Origin of the sequence: Algirhabdus cladophorae (assembly GCF_044772865.1) — a bacterium.
GTDB classification, from domain to species: Bacteria; Pseudomonadota; Alphaproteobacteria; order Rhodobacterales; family Rhodobacteraceae; genus Algirhabdus; species Algirhabdus cladophorae.
This window is the reverse complement of the sequence record NZ_CP173029.1, coordinates 1,676,494-1,693,357: the sequence shown is the minus strand read 5'-3', so window position 1 is coordinate 1,693,357 and position 16,864 is coordinate 1,676,494. Positions and strand designations below refer to the sequence as shown.

Sequence of the window (16,864 nt, the reverse complement as noted above, 5' to 3'; positions counted from 1 at the left end):
CGGGGGGGGCTGCTTTCAGGATGCGTCTTGACGCGGGCGCAGCAGGCGTGCCTCGCACATCATCGCAATCAACAGTTCAATATGGGTATTGATGCTATAACTTGCGTCGCCATCGCGGCGGCGTTCGTTTTGCACGTCTTCTAAGACCATCAGTTTTGAAATCGCGTCCTGAGGGGTCGGGGCACTGCCTGTTTGCAGCAATCGTGGTAAGGCGTGTTTGCGAACATAGTCTTCTGTTCCGAAACGGGCTGCGCGGATAAGCAGGCGAGGACGGTGTAGATTGGCAAGCAAGGACAGTAATTCGGGCATCAAGGCCTCCTGTAATGTGTGATGCCATAGTTTTGCCACACAACCATGAGATGTTGCGCGATTTGCCAAGGCGCGTACGGCCTTAGGTGGGTTTGTTTACTATTTGGCGACAATTTTCCTAAAAATCGAAACAGAATTAATAATTGCGTAACGGTTACACGCAAGGGTTGTGGATAACACTGTGGATAGAATGAAAAACCTCGAATATGCACCACTTTCCCTTAATAAAACAGCGCGTTTCTATACCGCTTTGGCTGCCAATGGCAGCCCATCACTACCTTGCTCACACCGAACAAGGCCATTCCATTCGCGCGCTGTCGCGCCAGACCGGCTGCCACCCGTCGACAATTTCCCGACAGGTTCAACGGGTCGAATCGCAACGAGATGATCCCTTGGTTGATCGTGCTTTGTCAGATTTCGGTCTGGCCTACAGGCACCCATTTTCTCCTCAAGGTTGCAACCTACAAAAGGATTCCTATCCAATGACTATGCCTGCTCGCCCACAGACTTTTGATGTCACTGACGATATGATTGAAACCGAGGGGCGGCGCGTTTTGCGTCGATTGAACGAACCCAACGCAGTATTGGCCGTGGCCCAAGACATGGACAAGGCCGTGGTCGTGCGCACAGCCGCGGATGGGTCGACCACTCGAACTGCAGTCGTGGAACGGGCTGTGGCCCAGGCCATGGCGTTGAAAGAATGGATTACACCGGACACGAAAGGCCGGATCACACGTTATAAGTTAACATCTGTGGGGCGCACGGCCCTCAAGCGGCTGTTGGCCGAAGCCGGAGAGGCGAAAGTTGGCTTTGCCGAGGCGCAGACCCCTTTTGCTGATCAACATCGCTCCATCGACATGGTGGCGGCGGACAGTAAGGGTGAAAAGGTTCGTTATAACCTGACCGAAAGCCCCTTGGCCGGTCTTGCACGACGTCGTGACAAAAACGGTCAGCCCTTCTTGGGGCCTGATTTGGTCGCAGCCGGTGAGCGATTGCGCGAAGATTTTGAATTTGCCCAGATGGGACCACGCGTGGCGCAAAACTGGGAACGGTTCCTCAGCGCCGGTGCGCAAACAACCGGTGAGGGGACCGATGGTTTTGGGCCTGCTGCAGCCCGCGAGCGCGTGTCTCAGGCGCTCAAAGACCTGGGGCCCGGCCTTGGCGACGTGGTGTTGCGGTGTTGTTGTTTCTTGGAAGGGATGGAAGCGGCAGAAAAACGCATGGGGTGGTCTGCGCGATCTGGCAAAATCGTGTTGCGTATCGCCCTGCAACGGCTACAACGCCACTACGAAGAACGCTATGGTAAACATGGCCCACGCATCGGTTAGATCGTTTTTTCGCACTGCGACCATGCGCACGGTTGGCAATTCAGGTCGGGATAGTTAAATGTCAAACTATCTTGATTTGGAGGCCCGACAATGGCCACGCGCGATCTGAAAATACCGTCTCAACGGCACCCCGAAAAGCAACGCCGCCCTGATGCGGCCCAGCCGAAAAAGCCAGACTGGATCCGGGTCAAAGCCCCAGTGGGCGAGGGCTATCAGACCACGCGCGACATCATGCGCGAGCACAAATTGGTGACGGTCTGTGAAGAGGCCGGTTGCCCAAACGTCGGTGAATGCTGGAACCAAGGCCATGCTACCATGATGATCATGGGCGAGGTCTGCACCCGGGCCTGTACGTTTTGCAACATTGCAACGGGCAAACCGCCGGAGGCTTTGGATGTTTTTGAACCGGGGCGGGTCGCCGATGCGGTGAAGAAACTGGGCCTGAACCATGTGGTGATCACCTCTGTAGACCGCGATGATGTAGAAGACGGTGGTGCCGCGCATTTCGCCCAAACCATTCGCGCCGTGCGGCGCCAATCGCCCGGTACAACGATCGAAATCCTAACCCCGGACTTTATAAAATGCGCCCCTGAGGCCCTTGAAGAGGTCGTAGCGGCAAAACCGGATGTATTTAACCACAACCTTGAAACTGTGCCCGGGCTTTATCCCGAAGTGCGTCCCGGTGCGCGGTATTTTCATTCGCTGCGTCTGTTGCAGCGGGTCAAGGAACTGGATCCGTCCGTGTTCACAAAGTCCGGCATTATGGTGGGTCTTGGCGAGGACCGTCAGGGCGTGATCCAAGTGATGGAAGACATGCGCGCCGCCGACATCGATTTTATGACCATTGGGCAGTACCTGCAGCCGACACCGAAACACCACCGTGTTGATCGCTTTGTCACGCCCGAAGAATTCGCAGGCTATGAGAAGGCGGCGTGGGGCAAAGGGTTCTTGATGGTGTCTGCCACGCCTTTGACCCGGTCCAGCTATCACGCTGGGGATGACTTTGCGCGCTTGCGCGAGGCGCGGATGGCCAAGCTGGGAACTGTTTAGGGCCTTCTGGCGGGTATAGCTTTACAAAGCGAAAAGTCTATTTTGGCAGTCTGCCGCGCGTTTGATGTGGGGTGAGGGCCTCTGGCCATCCCCAAATCGTTTCTATCCCCCATAATGCAAGGCACATCACCAACACGGCCAGCCCAAGTTTCACACGTTTTTCTGACGGAGGGTTGCGCGCCCATTTGGCCATGCGCAGCAAACCGATCAGCCTCATGTGAAGCGGACTTTGCCAATGTAGGGCAGGTTGCGATTGCGTTGGGCGTAGTCGATCCCGTAGCCCACGACGAACTCATCTGGAATTTCAAAACCTGTCCACGTAGCTTTGCAATCCACTTCGCGCCGGGACGGTTTGTCCAACAGTGCTATGGTGCGCAGGCTTTTGGGGTGGCGGGTTTGCAACAATTCGATCACGTGATGCAGAGTATAGCCTGTGTCGACGATATCCTCGACCACCAGCACATCGCGGCCCTCGATCTGACCGCGCAAATCCTTGAGAATGCGCACTTCGCGGCTGCTTTCGGTGCCGTCTCCGTAGCTGCTGGCCTCTAGGAAATCGACCTCAACGACCAAATCCAATTCGCGCACCAAATCCGCGATGAACACAAAAGACCCGCGCAGCAGGCCAACGACAACCAATTTATCGGCCTCGCGGTAGGTGTCACGGATTTCTCCAGCAAGCTCTTCGATCCGGGCGGCGATAGACTTGGCCGAGATCATTTGATCAATGACATATGGACGCGTTGTCATGGGTCCCCCTTGAAATTACGCCCAAAATTGACGACATGGACGGGTGACTATGTGCCACGTAAGAGAGCCGAATGCCAACCCATTCTGAAGACCGATTTATGCCCTACAGCGCCCAGCAGATGTACGATCTGGTGGCAGATGTGGCCAAGTACCCGCAGTTTTTGCCATGGTGTGCGGGTGCGCGGATCAGGTCAGAGACGCCAAAGGATCAGAGCATCGTGATGGAGGCCGATCTGGTGATCAGCTTTAAGGTGTTCCGCGAGCGTTTCGGCAGTCGGGTCACGTTGCACCCCCATGCGCACAGCATTGATACGGAATATCTGGACGGTCCGTTTCGCTATATGAAATCAAACTGGTCGTTTGAAGATACCGAAGGCGGATGCCAAGTGCGATTCTTTGTGGATTTTGAATTCAAGAACGCAGTATTGCAGGGCATCATTGGGGTGGTCTTTAATGAGGCGATGCAGCGGATTGTGCGCGCCTTTGAACGTCGGGCAGCGGATTTGTATAGCGTGCACCCGACTGCATAGCGCGTCAGAGAGTGTCGATCGCGGATTGCAACATCTTCAACGCATGGGCCACAGTCGCGGCGCGGACCTCTGCCCGTCCGAGGGCGCCAAAATCAACGGTTTGGGTCACGGTGCCTGCGGTTTTCTGCGCAAGACCAAAGCACACACGCCCTTCGGGTTTATGATCGGATCCGCCGGGACCTGCGATACCTGTGACTGCGACGGCCATATCTGATTGGGATCGGGTCAAAGCGCCATTGGCCATTTCGCCTGCCACGGCTTCGCTGACTGCGCCATGCGCCTCCAAACTGGCGGAGGTTACCCCCAAAAGATCCTTTTTGGCGGCATTGGTGTAAGTGACAAAGCCCCGATCAAATATTGCAGAGCTGCCTGCCAAATCGGTCAAGGCTGCACTGATCATACCCGCCGTACAGCTTTCTGCAGTAGCGATCATGATCCCTTTGGCCTTGGCCGATGCAAGCAGGTCCTGCGCACTCATAGGCCAAGGACGCCATGGCTGATATAGGCAAAGATCAACACGCCTATGGCTGCAAAAAGCCCAGCAATGACATCATCCAGCATCACGCCCATGGGATCACCACGTCTGTCGGCCCAGCCAACGGGACCGGGCTTGAGGATATCAAACAGGCGAAACAGCAAAAATGCAGCCAGCAGTCCAGGCCAAAGGGCTTGCAGCGATGCCGCAGCATGAGTGGCCCCGATGGAAACAGGCAACAGGGCAATCCATTGGCCGGCAACTTCGTCAATGACAATCTCACTCGGGTCGTGGTCGTCTTTTCCAGCAGTTTCGCGGCCCGTGGCCCATAGACCCAACCCGAAACTGATCACCACACCAAAGGCCAAGCCCAAAGGCCCAAACGCCAGATGGATCAAGTACCCCACGACAAGGGCGGCAAAGGATCCCCATGTGCCCGGCGCGGGACGCAAATGTCCGACCAAGCCAAAGGTCGCGATGATGTGCGAGAGGCTCATGTGGAGAGCAACGTAGCAGTGGCCAGCGCTGCGATGCCTTCTTCGCGGCCCGCAAAGCCGAGCCGTTCACTGGTGGTGGCTTTGACCGAAACGCGGCTGACATCCAGGTCCATGATCTGGGCCATTGCAGCCTTCATGGCGGCCTGATGTGGTCCGATCTTGGGGAACTCACAAATCAATGTGCAATCAACATTGCCAATGCGGTAGCCCCGTTGCGCGGCCAGATTAACAGCATGACGCAGGAAAATATCAGATGCGGCACCTTTCCATTGTGGATCCGAGGGCGGGAAATGCTGGCCAATATCACCATCCCCCAAGGCCCCGTAAATCGCGTCCGTCACAGCGTGCATGCCTACATCGGCATCTGAATGGCCTTGCAATCCACGACCGTGGGGCACGTTCACACCGCACAGCACCACGTGGTCGCCAGGGCCAAAGCGGTGCACATCAAATCCGTTGCCTGTGCGTATGTCCATTGGTCCCTCTAGGTAAGCCGCAGCCCGGGCGAAATCGGCCGGATGGGTGATTTTCAAATTCGATTCTGCGCCGGGCACGATGGCCACGTCAAGGCCCGCCGACCGGGCCACTGCCACATCATCTGCCGCTGGTCCGTCATGGGCCAAATGGGCTGCAAGAATGGCTGCATATTCAAAGCCCTGCGGTGTTTGAGCGCGATAGAGCCCTGTGCGATCTTGAGTTCCGGTCACGATACTGTCGCGCCCTTGCCATAGGGCATCGGTGACGGGCAGGGCGGGGGCGGCCCCGCCACTGTGCGCCAAAGCTGCAATCACGTCGGATATGATCGCCGCACTGACACACGGCCGCGCCACATCGTGGATCAGAACAAGTTCCGGTGCGTGATCTGCCAAAGCCTGCAATCCGCATAAGACAGAGGCATCTCGCGTCGCACCCCCATGGACCAAGGTGACGTCAACACCTCTAAATATCTGTGCGGCGTGATCTGCGTCATCAGGGTGGATCACCAAACATATCTGATCAATCTGACTATGATCCATAAAGGCCGCGACGGACCATTGTGCAACCGTCCGCATTTTGAGCAGCTGCCACTGCTTAGGCTCTGTGCCGCCTGCGCGTGTGCCGCGTCCTGCGGCAACAATCACAGCGGAGGCTTTGCGATAACTCTTGGCGGGCGTTGTCTTTTTTTGGTCTGGGGTATCACTCATAGGGAGGTGTTTAGGCCGAGATGACTTTTGGGGCAATTCCCATTCGAATCCAACTCTTTTTGCTTAATATTTAAGCATTAGCAAAAATTAATTGCGCAGACCGGCTGCATTTATTGCTCTTGAAGTGCACTTTTCTTAGCCACAGCTAAGTATCTGCACAGAAATTAGGAAAGTTTGACCCGCTTGGCCGTCTCGTTGGCACATATCACACTGGACCCGCCAGTTTTTCTGGCCCCTTTGGCCGGGATCACGGATTTACCGTTCCGCACGCTCGTCAGCAGCTTTGGCGCGGGGCTGGTGGTGAGCGAAATGGTGGCAAGTCAGGAAATGGTTCAGGCCAAACCTGGCGTGCGCGAACGGGCTGAATTGGGGTTTGATGTGGCCAACACAGCCGTACAAATTGCCGGACGCGATGCCTATTGGATGGGCGAGGCTGCCAAACAGGTCGAGGCCAACGGTGCAAAGCTGATCGACATCAACATGGGCTGCCCCGCCAAAAAGGTCACGAACGGCTATTCAGGCTCGGCCTTGCTCAAGGATCTGGACCATGCCCTTACGTTGATCGAGGCGGTTGTGGCAGCGGTGAAACTCCCAGTGACCTTGAAAACTCGGTTGGGCTGGGACGATGACCTGATGAATGCGCCGATCCTTGCCCAGCGCGCCGAGGCGGCTGGAATAGCGATGGTCACAATTCACGGACGCACCCGGTGTCAGTTCTACAAAGGCCATGCGGACTGGGCCAAAATCGCCGAGGTCAAAGAGGCCGTCGATATCCCCGTTATATGCAACGGCGATATTGTCGATGCAGCCACTGCCCGACAGGCTCTGGCAGCCTCTCATGCGGATGGTGTCATGATCGGACGCGGTGCACAGGGTCAGCCGTGGGTTTTGGCCCAAGTGGCTGCTGATTTGCACAACACCCCTCGGGTTTCCCCGCCCATAGGTGCAGCCTTTGTTGAGATGGTCCAAACTCATTATCAGAACATGCTGTCATTCTATGGCGCTATGCTGGGCGGGCGCGTCGCGCGAAAACATTTGGGCTGGTACATGGATCAGGTCCAAACACCACCCCCCCTGCGCAAAGAGGTCTTGACAGCCGACCCGGGCCAAGTGCCGGGTTTGTTATCGTCCGCCCTTTCAGGTTTTGGCGAGGTCGCCGCATGACATTTGACGAAACCCTTTGGATGTCCTTGCCCACGCCTGCACTGCTGGTGGATCCAAACGATGTGATCGAACGGGTCAACCCGGCCTCCGAGGGGTTTTTCAATCTGTCCTACAAGCAAATGGTAGGCCAAAATTTTTGGGAATGCATCGCCATTGATGCCCCGCTGGAGGATGCGTTTTCTCGTGCCCGCGCCGATGATACAGTGCTGTATGTGAATGACGTCGATGTGGGGTCGGGCGAGGGGCCGCCTTGCCTCAGCACCCTGCAAATTGCGCCCCTTAGCGATAATCCCGGCTATATGATTGTGATGATTTCCGCGCGGGATCTGATCACGCGACTGGGCCGCTCGAAAAGCCCTCAGTCAGCCGCAAAATCAGCCATCGGCATGGCGGAAATGCTGGCTCATGAGATCAAGAACCCGCTGGCAGGCATCACTGGTGCGGCCCAGCTGCTGTCGATGAATTTGCCCAAACAAGATCAGGAAATGACTGATCTGATTGTTGAGGAAAGCCGCCGGATCGTAAAGCTGCTCGAGCAGGTTGAACAGTTCGGCAATGTTCAGCCGCCAGATCGTAAACCCGTGAACATTCACGACGTCTTAGACCGGGCGCGGCGCAGTGCGATGCTGGGGTTCGGCGCGCATATGCGGTTTATCGAGACTTACGATCCCTCCCTGCCGCTCACCTATGGGGACGCTGATCAACTGTTGCAGGTCATTCTGAACCTGTTGAAGAACGCCAGCCAAGCAGCCGATATCAAGGGTGGCACGATCGAGCTGAAGACATATTATGACCTGTCGATGCGCTTGCGGCGCACAGATGGTCTGGGCGGCGCATCCGTGCCGCTGAAGATCGAAATCATCGACAATGGCCCCGGATTGCCTGCTGATATTGCCACAAATATCTTTGAGCCTTTTGTCTCGGGCCGCGAAAACGGCACGGGGCTGGGTCTTGCGTTGGTTTCTAAAATTATTGGCGATCACGACGGATGGATCGCTGTGGACAGCGTGCCGGGCAAAACCGTGTTTCGCATATCCTTGCCTGTGGCCCCCAAAGAGGCACAGAGCCAAATTTCAACACCACCAAAGGAGCTCAACTAATGGACGGCACAGTTCTTGTCGCGGATGATGATCGCACCATCAGAACCGTTTTGACCCAAGCTTTGACCCGTGCTGGCTGCAAAGTTCATGCAACATCAAGCCTTGTCACTCTGATGCGTTGGGTCGAAGAGGGCAAAGGCGATCTGGTGATTTCCGATGTGATGATGCCCGATGGAAACGGGTTGGAAACACTGCCCAAAATCACCGAGGCGCGCCCAAGTTTGCCGGTGATCATTATATCCGCACAAAACACAATCATGACAGCCATCCAAGCGACAGAAGCAGATGCCTATGATTATCTGCCAAAACCCTTCGATCTACCGGATCTGATGAAGCGGGCCGCGCGGGCGCTGGATGTTAAACGCGTGGCGCCCATTGAACGCCCCGTTGAGGCAGGCGCACAGGATGAGTTGCCCTTGGTGGGACGCACGCCGTTGATGCAGGCGCTTTACCGGTTGGTGGCCCGGGTGATGAACACCGATCTGGCGGTTTTGATCAATGGCGAAAGCGGCACAGGCAAATCGTTGATTGCCCGCGCGATTCACGACTTTTCTGACCGCCGCACGATGCCTTTCGTGGTGGCCAGTGGCGGGGACTTGGAAAGTTTGGATGGGCCCGCGACCTTGGCCGCCCGCGCCAAGGGCGGTACCTTGGTGTTTGACGAGGTTGGCGATCTGACCCAAGAGGCGCAGGCGCGCATTGTGCGTTTGCTGGACAATCTGGGCGATACGGCGCCGCGCATCATGGCCACCTCACAGGCGCATTTAATGGCACAGATGGAACTGGGTGAATTCCGTCAGGATCTGTTCTACCGGCTAGGCGGCGTCACCTTAGATGTGCCCGCTTTGCGCGACCGCGTTGATGATATCCCCCTGCTGACGGACCACTTTTTGGCCCGCGCGGAACGTGATGGCACGCCAATCAAACGTATCTCTGAGGATGCGATGAATCTGATCCGAACCTACAGCTGGCCCGGAAATGTCAGACAGTTGGAAAACGCTATTCGCCGTCTGGTTTTGACCACGGCAGAAACCGATGTGAGCCGCGCCCAAGTTGAACTGCTTTTGGGCAACCAGCCCGCGATGGAACCCAACGTGGGCAAAGGGTCCGGTGAAAAGCTGTCAGCCTCGGTCCACAAACACTTGCGCCGCTACTTTGATCTGCACGGCGGTGTGTTGCCGCCTGCAGGGCTATACAACCGGATTTTGCGCGAAGTTGAGCTGCCGTTGATCGAAATCGCCCTTGATGCCACTGGGGGAAATCAGGCTAAATGTGCCGATCTTCTTGGGATCAACCGCAATACCTTGCGTAAAAAAATCACCGATTTGGATATTCGCGTGACACGACGCCGTAAATTGATGTAAAACCGCAACACAAGCGTGGCGATAATGCCGCAGAGATTCTCTGTGGTAGAAAAGGATTGCGCAGTTAGGCGGCGTTGCAGGCTTTGGCCCGTAACACATCAGGAGGAACCGGTGTCACTGGTGTCCACTCGAAAGGCAACCTCATCCATTGGTGAGCGGCTGAGCCGTTTGCGCCGCAAACGGTCTGTGCAAAACGGCGTGACCATTGCCATTGTATGTCTTGGACCCGTTCTGGCTGTTTTGACGTTTTTTGCCCTTGGCCCGCTGCAAAATAGTTCGGTGGGTCTTAGCCTGCGCCTGATCCTGCTGGTTGATTTGGTCTATGTTTTGGTGGTCGCCTCTCTGGTGTTGCAGCGCGTCGCCCGGATGATTGCGGCACGCCGCGCCCGATCCGCCGGGTCGCGGCTGCACCTGCGTCTGACCGGTGTGTTTGCGCTTTGCGCGCTGATCCCAACGGTTCTGGTCGCCGTTTTCGCCGGGCTGACGATCAATATCGGTCTCGAGGGCTGGTTTTCCGAGCGCGTGCGCACAGTGATCGGGGCCTCGCGCGCCGCCGCCGAGGCCTATGAGGCCGAACATCGCAACGATCTGCGCCGGGATGCGGTAATCCTTGCAAGCTATATAAATGCGGCAAATGCCACGACCTTGTTCGTGGGCGACAGCGAATTGAGAGAGTTGCTGACCGCCGCGCAACCCAACATTCAAAGGGGCCTTAAAGAGGCCTATGTGATTGATGGCAGTATGGAAATTCGGGCGAGGGGCGAGCGGAGCTACCTGTTTGATTTCGAACGTCCTACGGAACAAGACCTAATCCAGGCGCGCGAAAACGGCGTGACGATTATCCAAGATTGGCCCCAAAACGAGTTTCGCGCATTGCTGCCTCTGACGGCCTATCTGGACCGCTATCTCTATATCTCTCGCACGGTTGATGGCGAGATCTTGAACCTGCTCGACGACACCCAACAGACAGCAGCCCTGTACCAACAGTTGGAATCTGAACGTGGTCGCGTGTTGTTTGGCATGGGTTTGTTGTATTTGGGCTTTGCAGTGATCTTGATTTTGGCGGCGATCTGGCTGGGGCTTTGGTTTGCCGAACGCCTGTCGCGGCCTGTGGGCCGACTGGCTGGGGCTGCCCAACAAGTGGGGTTGGGGGATCTGGATGTTCAAGTTGTTGAGGAGCAAGGCGACGACGAAATTGCTATGCTGGGGCGCTATTTCAACCAAATGACGCGGCAACTGAAAGGCCAACGGCAGACACTTTTAGACAGTACGCGCCAGATTGAGCGGCGCCAAAGGCTGTTTGACTCAGTGCTCAGCTCGGTTACCTCGGGCGTGGTTGGGTTGGACCCAACGGGGCAGGTGACCTTTGCCAACAAATCCGCCGAACGATTGTTAAACATTGACGCAGCCCCGGAACATCAATCACTAAATCAACTGATCCCCGAGTTTGGTCCTTTGTTCGAGAAGGTTGTCGCCAGTCGTAGTGGTGTGGCCACAGCGGAAGTCAAAGTTGCGCGCGATGGCACATCCGAAAGCCTGCTGGTGCGTATGGCACAGCGGCAGCGCAATGATGGCTCGCTTGAGGGGTATGTTGTGGCTTTTGACGATGTGACCGATCTGGTTGCTGCCCAACGTATGGCGGCGTGGGGCGATGTGGCGCGGCGTATCGCCCATGAGATTAAGAACCCTCTGACGCCCATTCAACTGAGTGCGGAGCGGTTAAAACGAAAATTCGGTCGCGAAGTCGGGGATCAAGCGTCCCTCGAACAGATGACAGATGTTATTATTCGTCAAACCAATGACTTACGGCGCATCGTTGATGAGTTTTCGAAGTTTGCGCGCATGCCCGAACCGCAGCGAAAGCCGGAAAACATAACGGAGTTGCTGCGCGGTGCTGTGACCTTGCAAAAACACGCACTGGATGCGGCGCTGGTCACGGACATTCCCGATGTGGCGCCCACAGCGTTTATTGATGCAACGATGATTGGTCAGGCCTTAACAAATCTTATTAAGAACGCCGGAGAAGCCATTGAAAGTTATCAGAAAAACGGTGATGTCGTTGATGGCTATCAACCGCAGGTTCAGATCAGCCTGCGCAATGATCCTGAAACGGTGACAATAGAAATCGCAGACAATGGAATCGGCCTGCCAGAGGATCGCAGCAGACTATTTGAACCCTATGTGACAACCCGTAGCGAGGGCACCGGGTTAGGTCTGTCGATCGTAAAGAAGATTATCGAGGATCACGGCGGCAGCCTAAGCCTGAGTGACGCCCCGATTTTTGAGGGGAACAGTCGGTTCGGGGCCTTAGCGACGGTCGTTTTGCCCCTGACAGACAGTGAAAACGACACAAAACAAGAAAAAGCAGTGTGAGGATGAGATGAGTTACGTATTGATTACAGACGACGAGCGCGACATCCGCGAATTGATCGGCGAGATCCTGAACGACGAGGGCTTTGAGACCCGTCTTGCGGCAAATTCCACAGAATGTATCGACACGCTTGAGGCGGAAAAGCCGGCTTTGATGATCCTCGATATCTGGCTCAAAGACAGCAATATGGACGGCATTGATATTCTGAAAGTGGTCAAGCGGGATTATCCTGACGTGCCTTGTGTGATCATTTCAGGCCATGGGAACATCGAAATTGCGGTCGCTGCCATCAAACAAGGCGCCTATGATTTCATCGAAAAGCCGTTCAACATCGATCAGCTAATGGTTGTGATCAAACGGGCAATGGAAACCTCGCGTTTGCGGCGCGAAAACACCGAACTGCGGCGCAAGGATGGCCCGTCGCATCAAATGATCGGCAGTTCAGCGGTCATCAAAACCCTCAAATCGCAGCTGGATAAGGTGACTAAATCCAATGGCCGGGTGATGCTGACGGGGCCCGCTGGATCCGGTAAAGAAGTGGCTGCGCGCTATATCCATACAAATTCTAACCGTGCCGATGCCCCCTTTGTTTGCGTCAGTTCGGCCACGATTACACCCGAAAAAATGGAAGAGGTGTTGTTTGGTTCCGAAGGTTCCAAAGGCGTTGAAAAAGGTCTGTTGGACGAAGCAAATGGCGGCATCCTCTATTTTGACGAAGTGGCGGATATGCCGCTTGGCACTCAATCCAAGATCCTCAGGGTCTTGGTTGATCAAAAGTTTCAACGGGTCGGTGGATCCGAGAAAGTCAGCGTCGATTTTCGGGTAATATCTAGCACTAACAAAGACCTAGAAGAAGAAATTAAAGCAGAACGGTTCCGAGAAGAGCTGTTTCACCGGTTAAACGTTGTGCCGATCCCCGTGCCTGGTTTGGACGAGCGGCGCGAGGATATCCCGGAGTTGGCGCATTATTTCATCGCTGAACTGAATGCGACCCAAGGCCTTGCGGCGCGTGGCATTTCCGAGAATGCTCAGGCAGCCTTGCAAACTATGTTGTGGCCCGGAAATGTCAGACAATTGCGTAACATGGTTGAACGGGTGTTAATCCTTGGTGATGGGACGGAGGACATCACCGCCGAAGAACTACCACAACAACAGACCAGTGATGACAGTGCCTCTGGGCTGGCAATGTCCAGCACTTTGGCCACCTTGCCACTGCGCGAGGCCCGTGAATTGTTTGAACGCGAATACCTGTTGACCCAGATTAATAGGTTTGGCGGCAATATCAGTCGGACGGCCAGTTTTGTTGGCATGGAACGGTCGGCCTTGCACCGCAAACTCAAATCACTGGGCGTTGTGACCTCGAACAAATCAGGCGGCCGCGTGGCCTATGTAGAAGAGCAACACGAAGACGCAGATTGATAGCGGCGCGATTGACCCCTTCTGTGCCCTATGTCAGATATCGCGTCTGATCGGCAAAGGAACGCTGAATGAAAGTGATCATTTGTGGCGCTGGACAAGTAGGGTGGCAAATTGCCCGACAATTGGCCAGCGAGAAGAACGACGTCACTGTGGTGGATCAAAACGCAGATCTTGTGCGCCAAGCGACCGAAGCGTTGGACGTGCAAGGCATTGCGGGTTTTGCCAGCTATCCTGACATCCTCAAGCGGGCAGGGGCCGATGACGCGGATATGATTATCGCTGCGACCTATTCGGATGAGGTCAACATGGTCACTTGCCAAGTGGCCCATTCGGTGTTTTCGATCCCGCGCAAAGTGGCGCGGTTGCGAGCACAATCCTATTTGGATGCCATTTACGCCGATCTTTACCGGCGTGATCACTTGCCCATTGACGTGGTGATCAGCCCTGAAAAAGAAGTGGCCGAGGCCGCTTTGCAACGGCTTGCAGCCCCTGCAGCCTTCGACACAGAAAGCTTTTTGGCCGGTGGGGCCAAGTTCTTGGGCATTGTGATTGATGACGATTGCCCCGTCGTAAACACGCCGCTGCGCCAACTGACCGACTTGTTTTCTACCCTGCGGGCCATGGTGGTTGGCATCCGGCGCGATGGTGTTTTGTTTGCGCCCGAGGCCAATGACCAGCTTTTCCCTGGTGATGAGTGTTATTTCTTTTCTCACAAGGATGACGTCAAACGGGCCTTGGAAATCTTTGGCAAAATCACCTCCAAACAAGAGCGCGTTGTCATCATTGGTGGTGGGAACGTCGGCTTGGCTGTGGCGGACGCGTTGGAAAAACGCGCCGACCGGATCCGCGCCAAAATGATCGAACGTAATCGCCCCTGTGCCGAACGGGCCGCCGATGCCCTCGAACGCACGGTGGTCTTGCACGGCGATGGCTTGGACAAGGCCTTGTTGAAAGAGGCAAACATCGACCGCGCCGATGCAGTTCTATGCGTTACCGATGACGACAAAACGAACATTCTGGCGGCTGTACGGGCCAAGGCGAATGGCTGTCCTATGGCGATTTGTCTGGTCAATGACCCAACTCTGACCCCCTTGATGAGCACGCTTAATATCGACGCCTATATCAACCCCCGGGCCACAACCGTAAGTTCGATCTTGCGCCACATCCGGCAGGGCCGTGTGCGCGGGGTCTATTCCGTGGGCGACGCTGAGGCTGAAGTAATCGAAGCGCAAATCATGTCGACCTCAAACATAGCAGGTAAGAAAATCGGTGAGATCGATTTCCCTGAAGGCGTTCTGGTCGGGGCGATTTTGCAAGGTGGCGAGGTTATCCGCCCCACATCACAAACGCGGATCAACGAAGGCGACGTGATCACACTGTTTGCCCTGAGCAAAGACATCCGGGAGGTCGAGCAACTTTTGCAGGTCTCGATCGACTTCTTTTGAGCCAGTGGTTGATGCGTCAGCCGTTGTTGCTGGTGCTGTGCGGCGTCGTTGCGGTGGCCATGTATGTGCCTGCGATTGTGGCCTTCAGCAGCCGTGACATGCACGTGGCCCGCGCGTTCTTTTACGGGGCGACGCTGCTGCTGATCCTGCTTTTGTTGATTTCGGTGGCCGTGCGCAGCAACCCGCGCAGTGCTTCTAACCGTCGCCAAATCGTGGCTTTGGTAGCGGCCTATATCGGCTTGCCTGTAGTGATGGCCGTGCCGTTTTACGAGGGTCTCGAGACCACCACCTTCGTCAATGCCTACTTCGAGATGTTGTCCAGCTTTACCACAACGGGCGCCACCGTTTTTGATGATCCGTCTCGGTTGGTGCCCGCCTTGCACCTTTGGCGGGCTCTGGTGGGCTGGCTGGGGGGCTTTTTGTTGTGGTTGGCGGCTGTGGCTATCTTGGCACCGCTCAATTTGGGTGGCTTTGAATTAACCACTCAAACAGAGGCTGGCAGTGGGTTGTTGGATACCAGCAATCAACACAGCGCAGCCAGCCCCGCCGTGCGGTTGATGCGTCATACGGTTCATTTGGCACCACTTTATGTAGGGCTCAGTGCAGCGATAGCCTTTTTGTTGTGGGCCTTTGGCGATCCGGGGCTGGTGGCGATCACCCATGCTATGTCAGTCATGTCCTCAAGCGGGATCAGCGCCATCGGCGGTCTGCAAAATGCCAACTCGGGCTTTGCAGGCGAGCTGTTGTTGTTTTTTATGATGTTCCTAGCCGTCTCCCGTCTGACATTCACCACCGATGGTCAGCACGTCTCATGGCCACAGCTGCGCCAAGATCCCGAAGTACAACTGGCCACTTTGCTGGTGGTCGGGGTGTCGGCAATGCTGTTCTTGCGGCATTTCGTTGGCGCGATAGATGTGGATGCGCAGGACAACTTTAGCGAAGCGGTGCTGGCTCTGTGGGGGTCAATCTTCACGGTTTTGTCTTTCCTGACCACAACAGGGTTCGAAAGCAGCAGTTGGGAAGCTGCGCGCAATTGGTCCGGTTTGCCTACACCGGGGCTGGTATTGCTGGGTCTTGCGATCATCGGGGGCGGTGTGGCCACGACGGCCGGTGGCGTCAAGTTACTCAGGATCTACGCGCTTTATAAACACGGCACCCGCGAGGTGGAACGCCTTGTGCATCCTTCGTCGATATCGACCACTGGCGCACAATCACGTCAAATCAGGCGGCAGGGTGCGTTTATTGCGTGGGTTTTTGCAATGATCTTTGCGCTATGTTTGGCCGCTTGCATGTTGGCCTTGTCCCTGACGGGGCTGCAATTTGAAACATCCATGGTCTTGACGGTTGCGGCAATGTCTAATGCGGGTCCGCTGGCCTCGGTGGCCGCAGAGTTACCCATTTCCTACGCGGGCATTCCAGACAGTGCGAAATTAATTCTGACAGGGGCTATGGTCCTTGGACGGTTAGAAGCCTTGGCCCTGATCGCCCTTCTCAACCCCGAGTTTTGGCGAGGATAACGCGGCATCACAGACTTGCGGCATTTTGGGGGTGGAAAACCCGCAAAAGCCAAGACATATTACCCGAAGTCAGGGGTCGACCCCCAAAAGCAATAAAAACAAAAAAGGATCGTGGCTATGGCCGGGGACAAACAAAACCTGCAAGACGCATTTCTGAACCATGTGCGCAAAACAAAGGTACCTGTGACAGTTTTCCTGATTAACGGTGTGAAATTGCAAGGTGTTATCACGTGGTTTGACAACTTCTGCGTGCTGTTGCGGCGTGATGGGCAATCCCAACTGGTGTATAAACACGCCATTTCGACGATTATGCCATCCACACCGATCAGCCTTTATGACGGTGAAGAAGCCTGAACGATCT

At 55.6% G+C, this 16,864-nt stretch carries 16 protein-coding genes; 11 read left to right on the top strand and 5 right to left on the bottom strand.

Annotated elements, in window-relative coordinates:
- Nucleotides 1-15 precede the first annotated feature (15 nt).
- A complete protein-coding gene (locus ACIRQ6_RS08115) occupies nucleotides 16-309 on the bottom strand; it encodes a DUF6477 family protein (RefSeq protein ID WP_420863624.1) in 294 nt (97 codons plus the stop codon).
- 482 nt (nucleotides 310-791) lie between these two features.
- On the opposite strand from ACIRQ6_RS08115, the gene ACIRQ6_RS08110 reads away from it, so the two are divergent.
- The gene (locus ACIRQ6_RS08110) at nucleotides 792-1,637 is read left to right on the top strand and encodes a DUF6456 domain-containing protein (RefSeq protein WP_420863623.1); all 846 of its coding nucleotides are present in this window, start codon (nucleotides 792-794) and stop codon (nucleotides 1,635-1,637) included.
- A gap of 90 nt (nucleotides 1,638-1,727) precedes the next feature.
- Nucleotides 1,728-2,687, top strand: a complete 960-nt coding sequence (lipA, locus tag ACIRQ6_RS08105) for a lipoyl synthase (protein WP_420863622.1) — start codon at nucleotides 1,728-1,730, stop codon at nucleotides 2,685-2,687.
- 213 nt (nucleotides 2,688-2,900) lie between these two features.
- Here lipA and hpt read toward each other — a convergent pair whose 3' ends face one another.
- A complete protein-coding gene (gene hpt / locus ACIRQ6_RS08100; protein WP_420863621.1) occupies nucleotides 2,901-3,437 on the bottom strand; it encodes a hypoxanthine phosphoribosyltransferase in 537 nt (178 codons plus the stop codon).
- Between the two features lie 71 nt (nucleotides 3,438-3,508).
- Here hpt and ACIRQ6_RS08095 point away from each other — a divergent pair, with 71 nt between their 5' ends.
- The gene (locus tag ACIRQ6_RS08095) at nucleotides 3,509-3,967 is read left to right on the top strand and encodes a type II toxin-antitoxin system RatA family toxin (protein ID WP_420863620.1); all 459 of its coding nucleotides are present in this window, start codon (nucleotides 3,509-3,511) and stop codon (nucleotides 3,965-3,967) included.
- Between the two features lie 4 nt (nucleotides 3,968-3,971).
- Here ACIRQ6_RS08095 and ACIRQ6_RS08090 read toward each other — a convergent pair whose 3' ends face one another.
- From ACIRQ6_RS08090 to ACIRQ6_RS08080, 3 genes are read right to left on the bottom strand one after another with little or no spacing between them, the layout of a single operon-like run.
- Complete coding sequence (locus tag ACIRQ6_RS08090; protein ID WP_420863619.1) at nucleotides 3,972-4,445, bottom strand: CinA family protein; 474 nt, start codon at nucleotides 4,443-4,445, stop codon at nucleotides 3,972-3,974.
- Nucleotides 4,442-4,939 carry a phosphatidylglycerophosphatase A gene (locus ACIRQ6_RS08085; protein ID WP_420863618.1) on the bottom strand — a complete coding sequence of 166 codons (498 nt, stop codon included), beginning with the start codon at nucleotides 4,937-4,939 and terminating at the stop codon, nucleotides 4,442-4,444. The genes ACIRQ6_RS08090 and ACIRQ6_RS08085 overlap by 4 nt, the downstream gene beginning before the upstream one ends.
- Nucleotides 4,936-6,123: a bifunctional 2-C-methyl-D-erythritol 4-phosphate cytidylyltransferase/2-C-methyl-D-erythritol 2,4-cyclodiphosphate synthase gene (locus ACIRQ6_RS08080; RefSeq protein ID WP_420863617.1), complete on the bottom strand. Its 1,188-nt coding sequence runs from the start codon at nucleotides 6,121-6,123 to the stop codon at nucleotides 4,936-4,938. Before ACIRQ6_RS08080 ends, ACIRQ6_RS08085 begins: the two co-directional genes overlap by 4 nt.
- 183 nt (nucleotides 6,124-6,306) lie before the next feature.
- On the opposite strand from ACIRQ6_RS08080, the gene dusB reads away from it, so the two are divergent.
- From dusB to hfq, 8 genes are all read left to right on the top strand, one after another.
- Nucleotides 6,307-7,287 carry a tRNA dihydrouridine synthase DusB gene (dusB, locus tag ACIRQ6_RS08075; RefSeq protein ID WP_420863616.1) on the top strand — a complete coding sequence of 327 codons (981 nt, stop codon included), beginning with the start codon at nucleotides 6,307-6,309 and terminating at the stop codon, nucleotides 7,285-7,287.
- Nucleotides 7,284-8,387, top strand: coding sequence for a two-component system sensor histidine kinase NtrB (locus ACIRQ6_RS08070; RefSeq protein ID WP_420863615.1), 1,104 nt, complete (start codon nucleotides 7,284-7,286; stop codon nucleotides 8,385-8,387). Before dusB ends, ACIRQ6_RS08070 begins: the two co-directional genes overlap by 4 nt.
- A complete protein-coding gene (locus ACIRQ6_RS08065) occupies nucleotides 8,387-9,751 on the top strand; it encodes a response regulator (RefSeq protein ID WP_420863614.1) in 1,365 nt (454 codons plus the stop codon). The genes ACIRQ6_RS08070 and ACIRQ6_RS08065 overlap by 1 nt, the downstream gene beginning before the upstream one ends.
- Nucleotides 9,752-9,871: 120 nt before the next feature.
- Nucleotides 9,872-12,124 carry an ATP-binding protein gene (locus ACIRQ6_RS08060; protein ID WP_420863881.1) on the top strand — a complete coding sequence of 751 codons (2,253 nt, stop codon included), beginning with the start codon at nucleotides 9,872-9,874 and terminating at the stop codon, nucleotides 12,122-12,124.
- 7 nt (nucleotides 12,125-12,131) lie between these two features.
- Nucleotides 12,132-13,541, top strand: coding sequence for a sigma-54-dependent transcriptional regulator (locus ACIRQ6_RS08055; protein ID WP_420863613.1), 1,410 nt, complete (start codon nucleotides 12,132-12,134; stop codon nucleotides 13,539-13,541).
- Nucleotides 13,542-13,609: 68 nt separating this feature from the next.
- On the top strand, nucleotides 13,610-14,986 hold the full coding sequence (gene trkA / locus ACIRQ6_RS08050) for a Trk system potassium transporter TrkA (protein WP_420863612.1): 1,377 nt from the start codon (nucleotides 13,610-13,612) through the stop codon (nucleotides 14,984-14,986).
- 11 nt (nucleotides 14,987-14,997) lie between these two features.
- The gene (locus ACIRQ6_RS08045) at nucleotides 14,998-16,503 is read left to right on the top strand and encodes a TrkH family potassium uptake protein (RefSeq protein WP_420863611.1); all 1,506 of its coding nucleotides are present in this window, start codon (nucleotides 14,998-15,000) and stop codon (nucleotides 16,501-16,503) included.
- Between the two features lie 117 nt (nucleotides 16,504-16,620).
- Nucleotides 16,621-16,857, top strand: a complete 237-nt coding sequence (gene hfq / locus ACIRQ6_RS08040; protein ID WP_420863610.1) for an RNA chaperone Hfq — start codon at nucleotides 16,621-16,623, stop codon at nucleotides 16,855-16,857.
- The last annotated feature ends 7 nt before the right edge of the window (nucleotides 16,858-16,864 follow it).

Coding starts and splice junctions, on each gene's coding strand:
- ACIRQ6_RS08110 (WP_420863623.1), top strand. CDS start 792: ATGACTATGCCTGCTCGCCCACAGACTTTTGATGTCACTGACGATATG.
- ACIRQ6_RS08085 (WP_420863618.1), bottom strand. CDS start 4,939: ATGAGCCTCTCGCACATCATCGCGACCTTTGGCTTGGTCGGACATTTG.
- ACIRQ6_RS08095 (WP_420863620.1), top strand. CDS start 3,509: ATGCCAACCCATTCTGAAGACCGATTTATGCCCTACAGCGCCCAGCAG.
- lipA (WP_420863622.1), top strand. CDS start 1,728: ATGGCCACGCGCGATCTGAAAATACCGTCTCAACGGCACCCCGAAAAG.
- ACIRQ6_RS08115 (WP_420863624.1), bottom strand. CDS start 309: ATGCCCGAATTACTGTCCTTGCTTGCCAATCTACACCGTCCTCGCCTG.
- ACIRQ6_RS08045 (WP_420863611.1), top strand. CDS start 14,998: ATGCGTCAGCCGTTGTTGCTGGTGCTGTGCGGCGTCGTTGCGGTGGCC.
- trkA (WP_420863612.1), top strand. CDS start 13,610: ATGAAAGTGATCATTTGTGGCGCTGGACAAGTAGGGTGGCAAATTGCC.
- ACIRQ6_RS08055 (WP_420863613.1), top strand. CDS start 12,132: ATGAGTTACGTATTGATTACAGACGACGAGCGCGACATCCGCGAATTG.
- ACIRQ6_RS08065 (WP_420863614.1), top strand. CDS start 8,387: ATGGACGGCACAGTTCTTGTCGCGGATGATGATCGCACCATCAGAACC.
- hpt (WP_420863621.1), bottom strand. CDS start 3,437: ATGACAACGCGTCCATATGTCATTGATCAAATGATCTCGGCCAAGTCT.
- hfq (WP_420863610.1), top strand. CDS start 16,621: ATGGCCGGGGACAAACAAAACCTGCAAGACGCATTTCTGAACCATGTG.
- ACIRQ6_RS08070 (WP_420863615.1), top strand. CDS start 7,284: ATGACATTTGACGAAACCCTTTGGATGTCCTTGCCCACGCCTGCACTG.
- ACIRQ6_RS08090 (WP_420863619.1), bottom strand. CDS start 4,445: ATGAGTGCGCAGGACCTGCTTGCATCGGCCAAGGCCAAAGGGATCATG.
- ACIRQ6_RS08080 (WP_420863617.1), bottom strand. CDS start 6,123: ATGAGTGATACCCCAGACCAAAAAAAGACAACGCCCGCCAAGAGTTAT.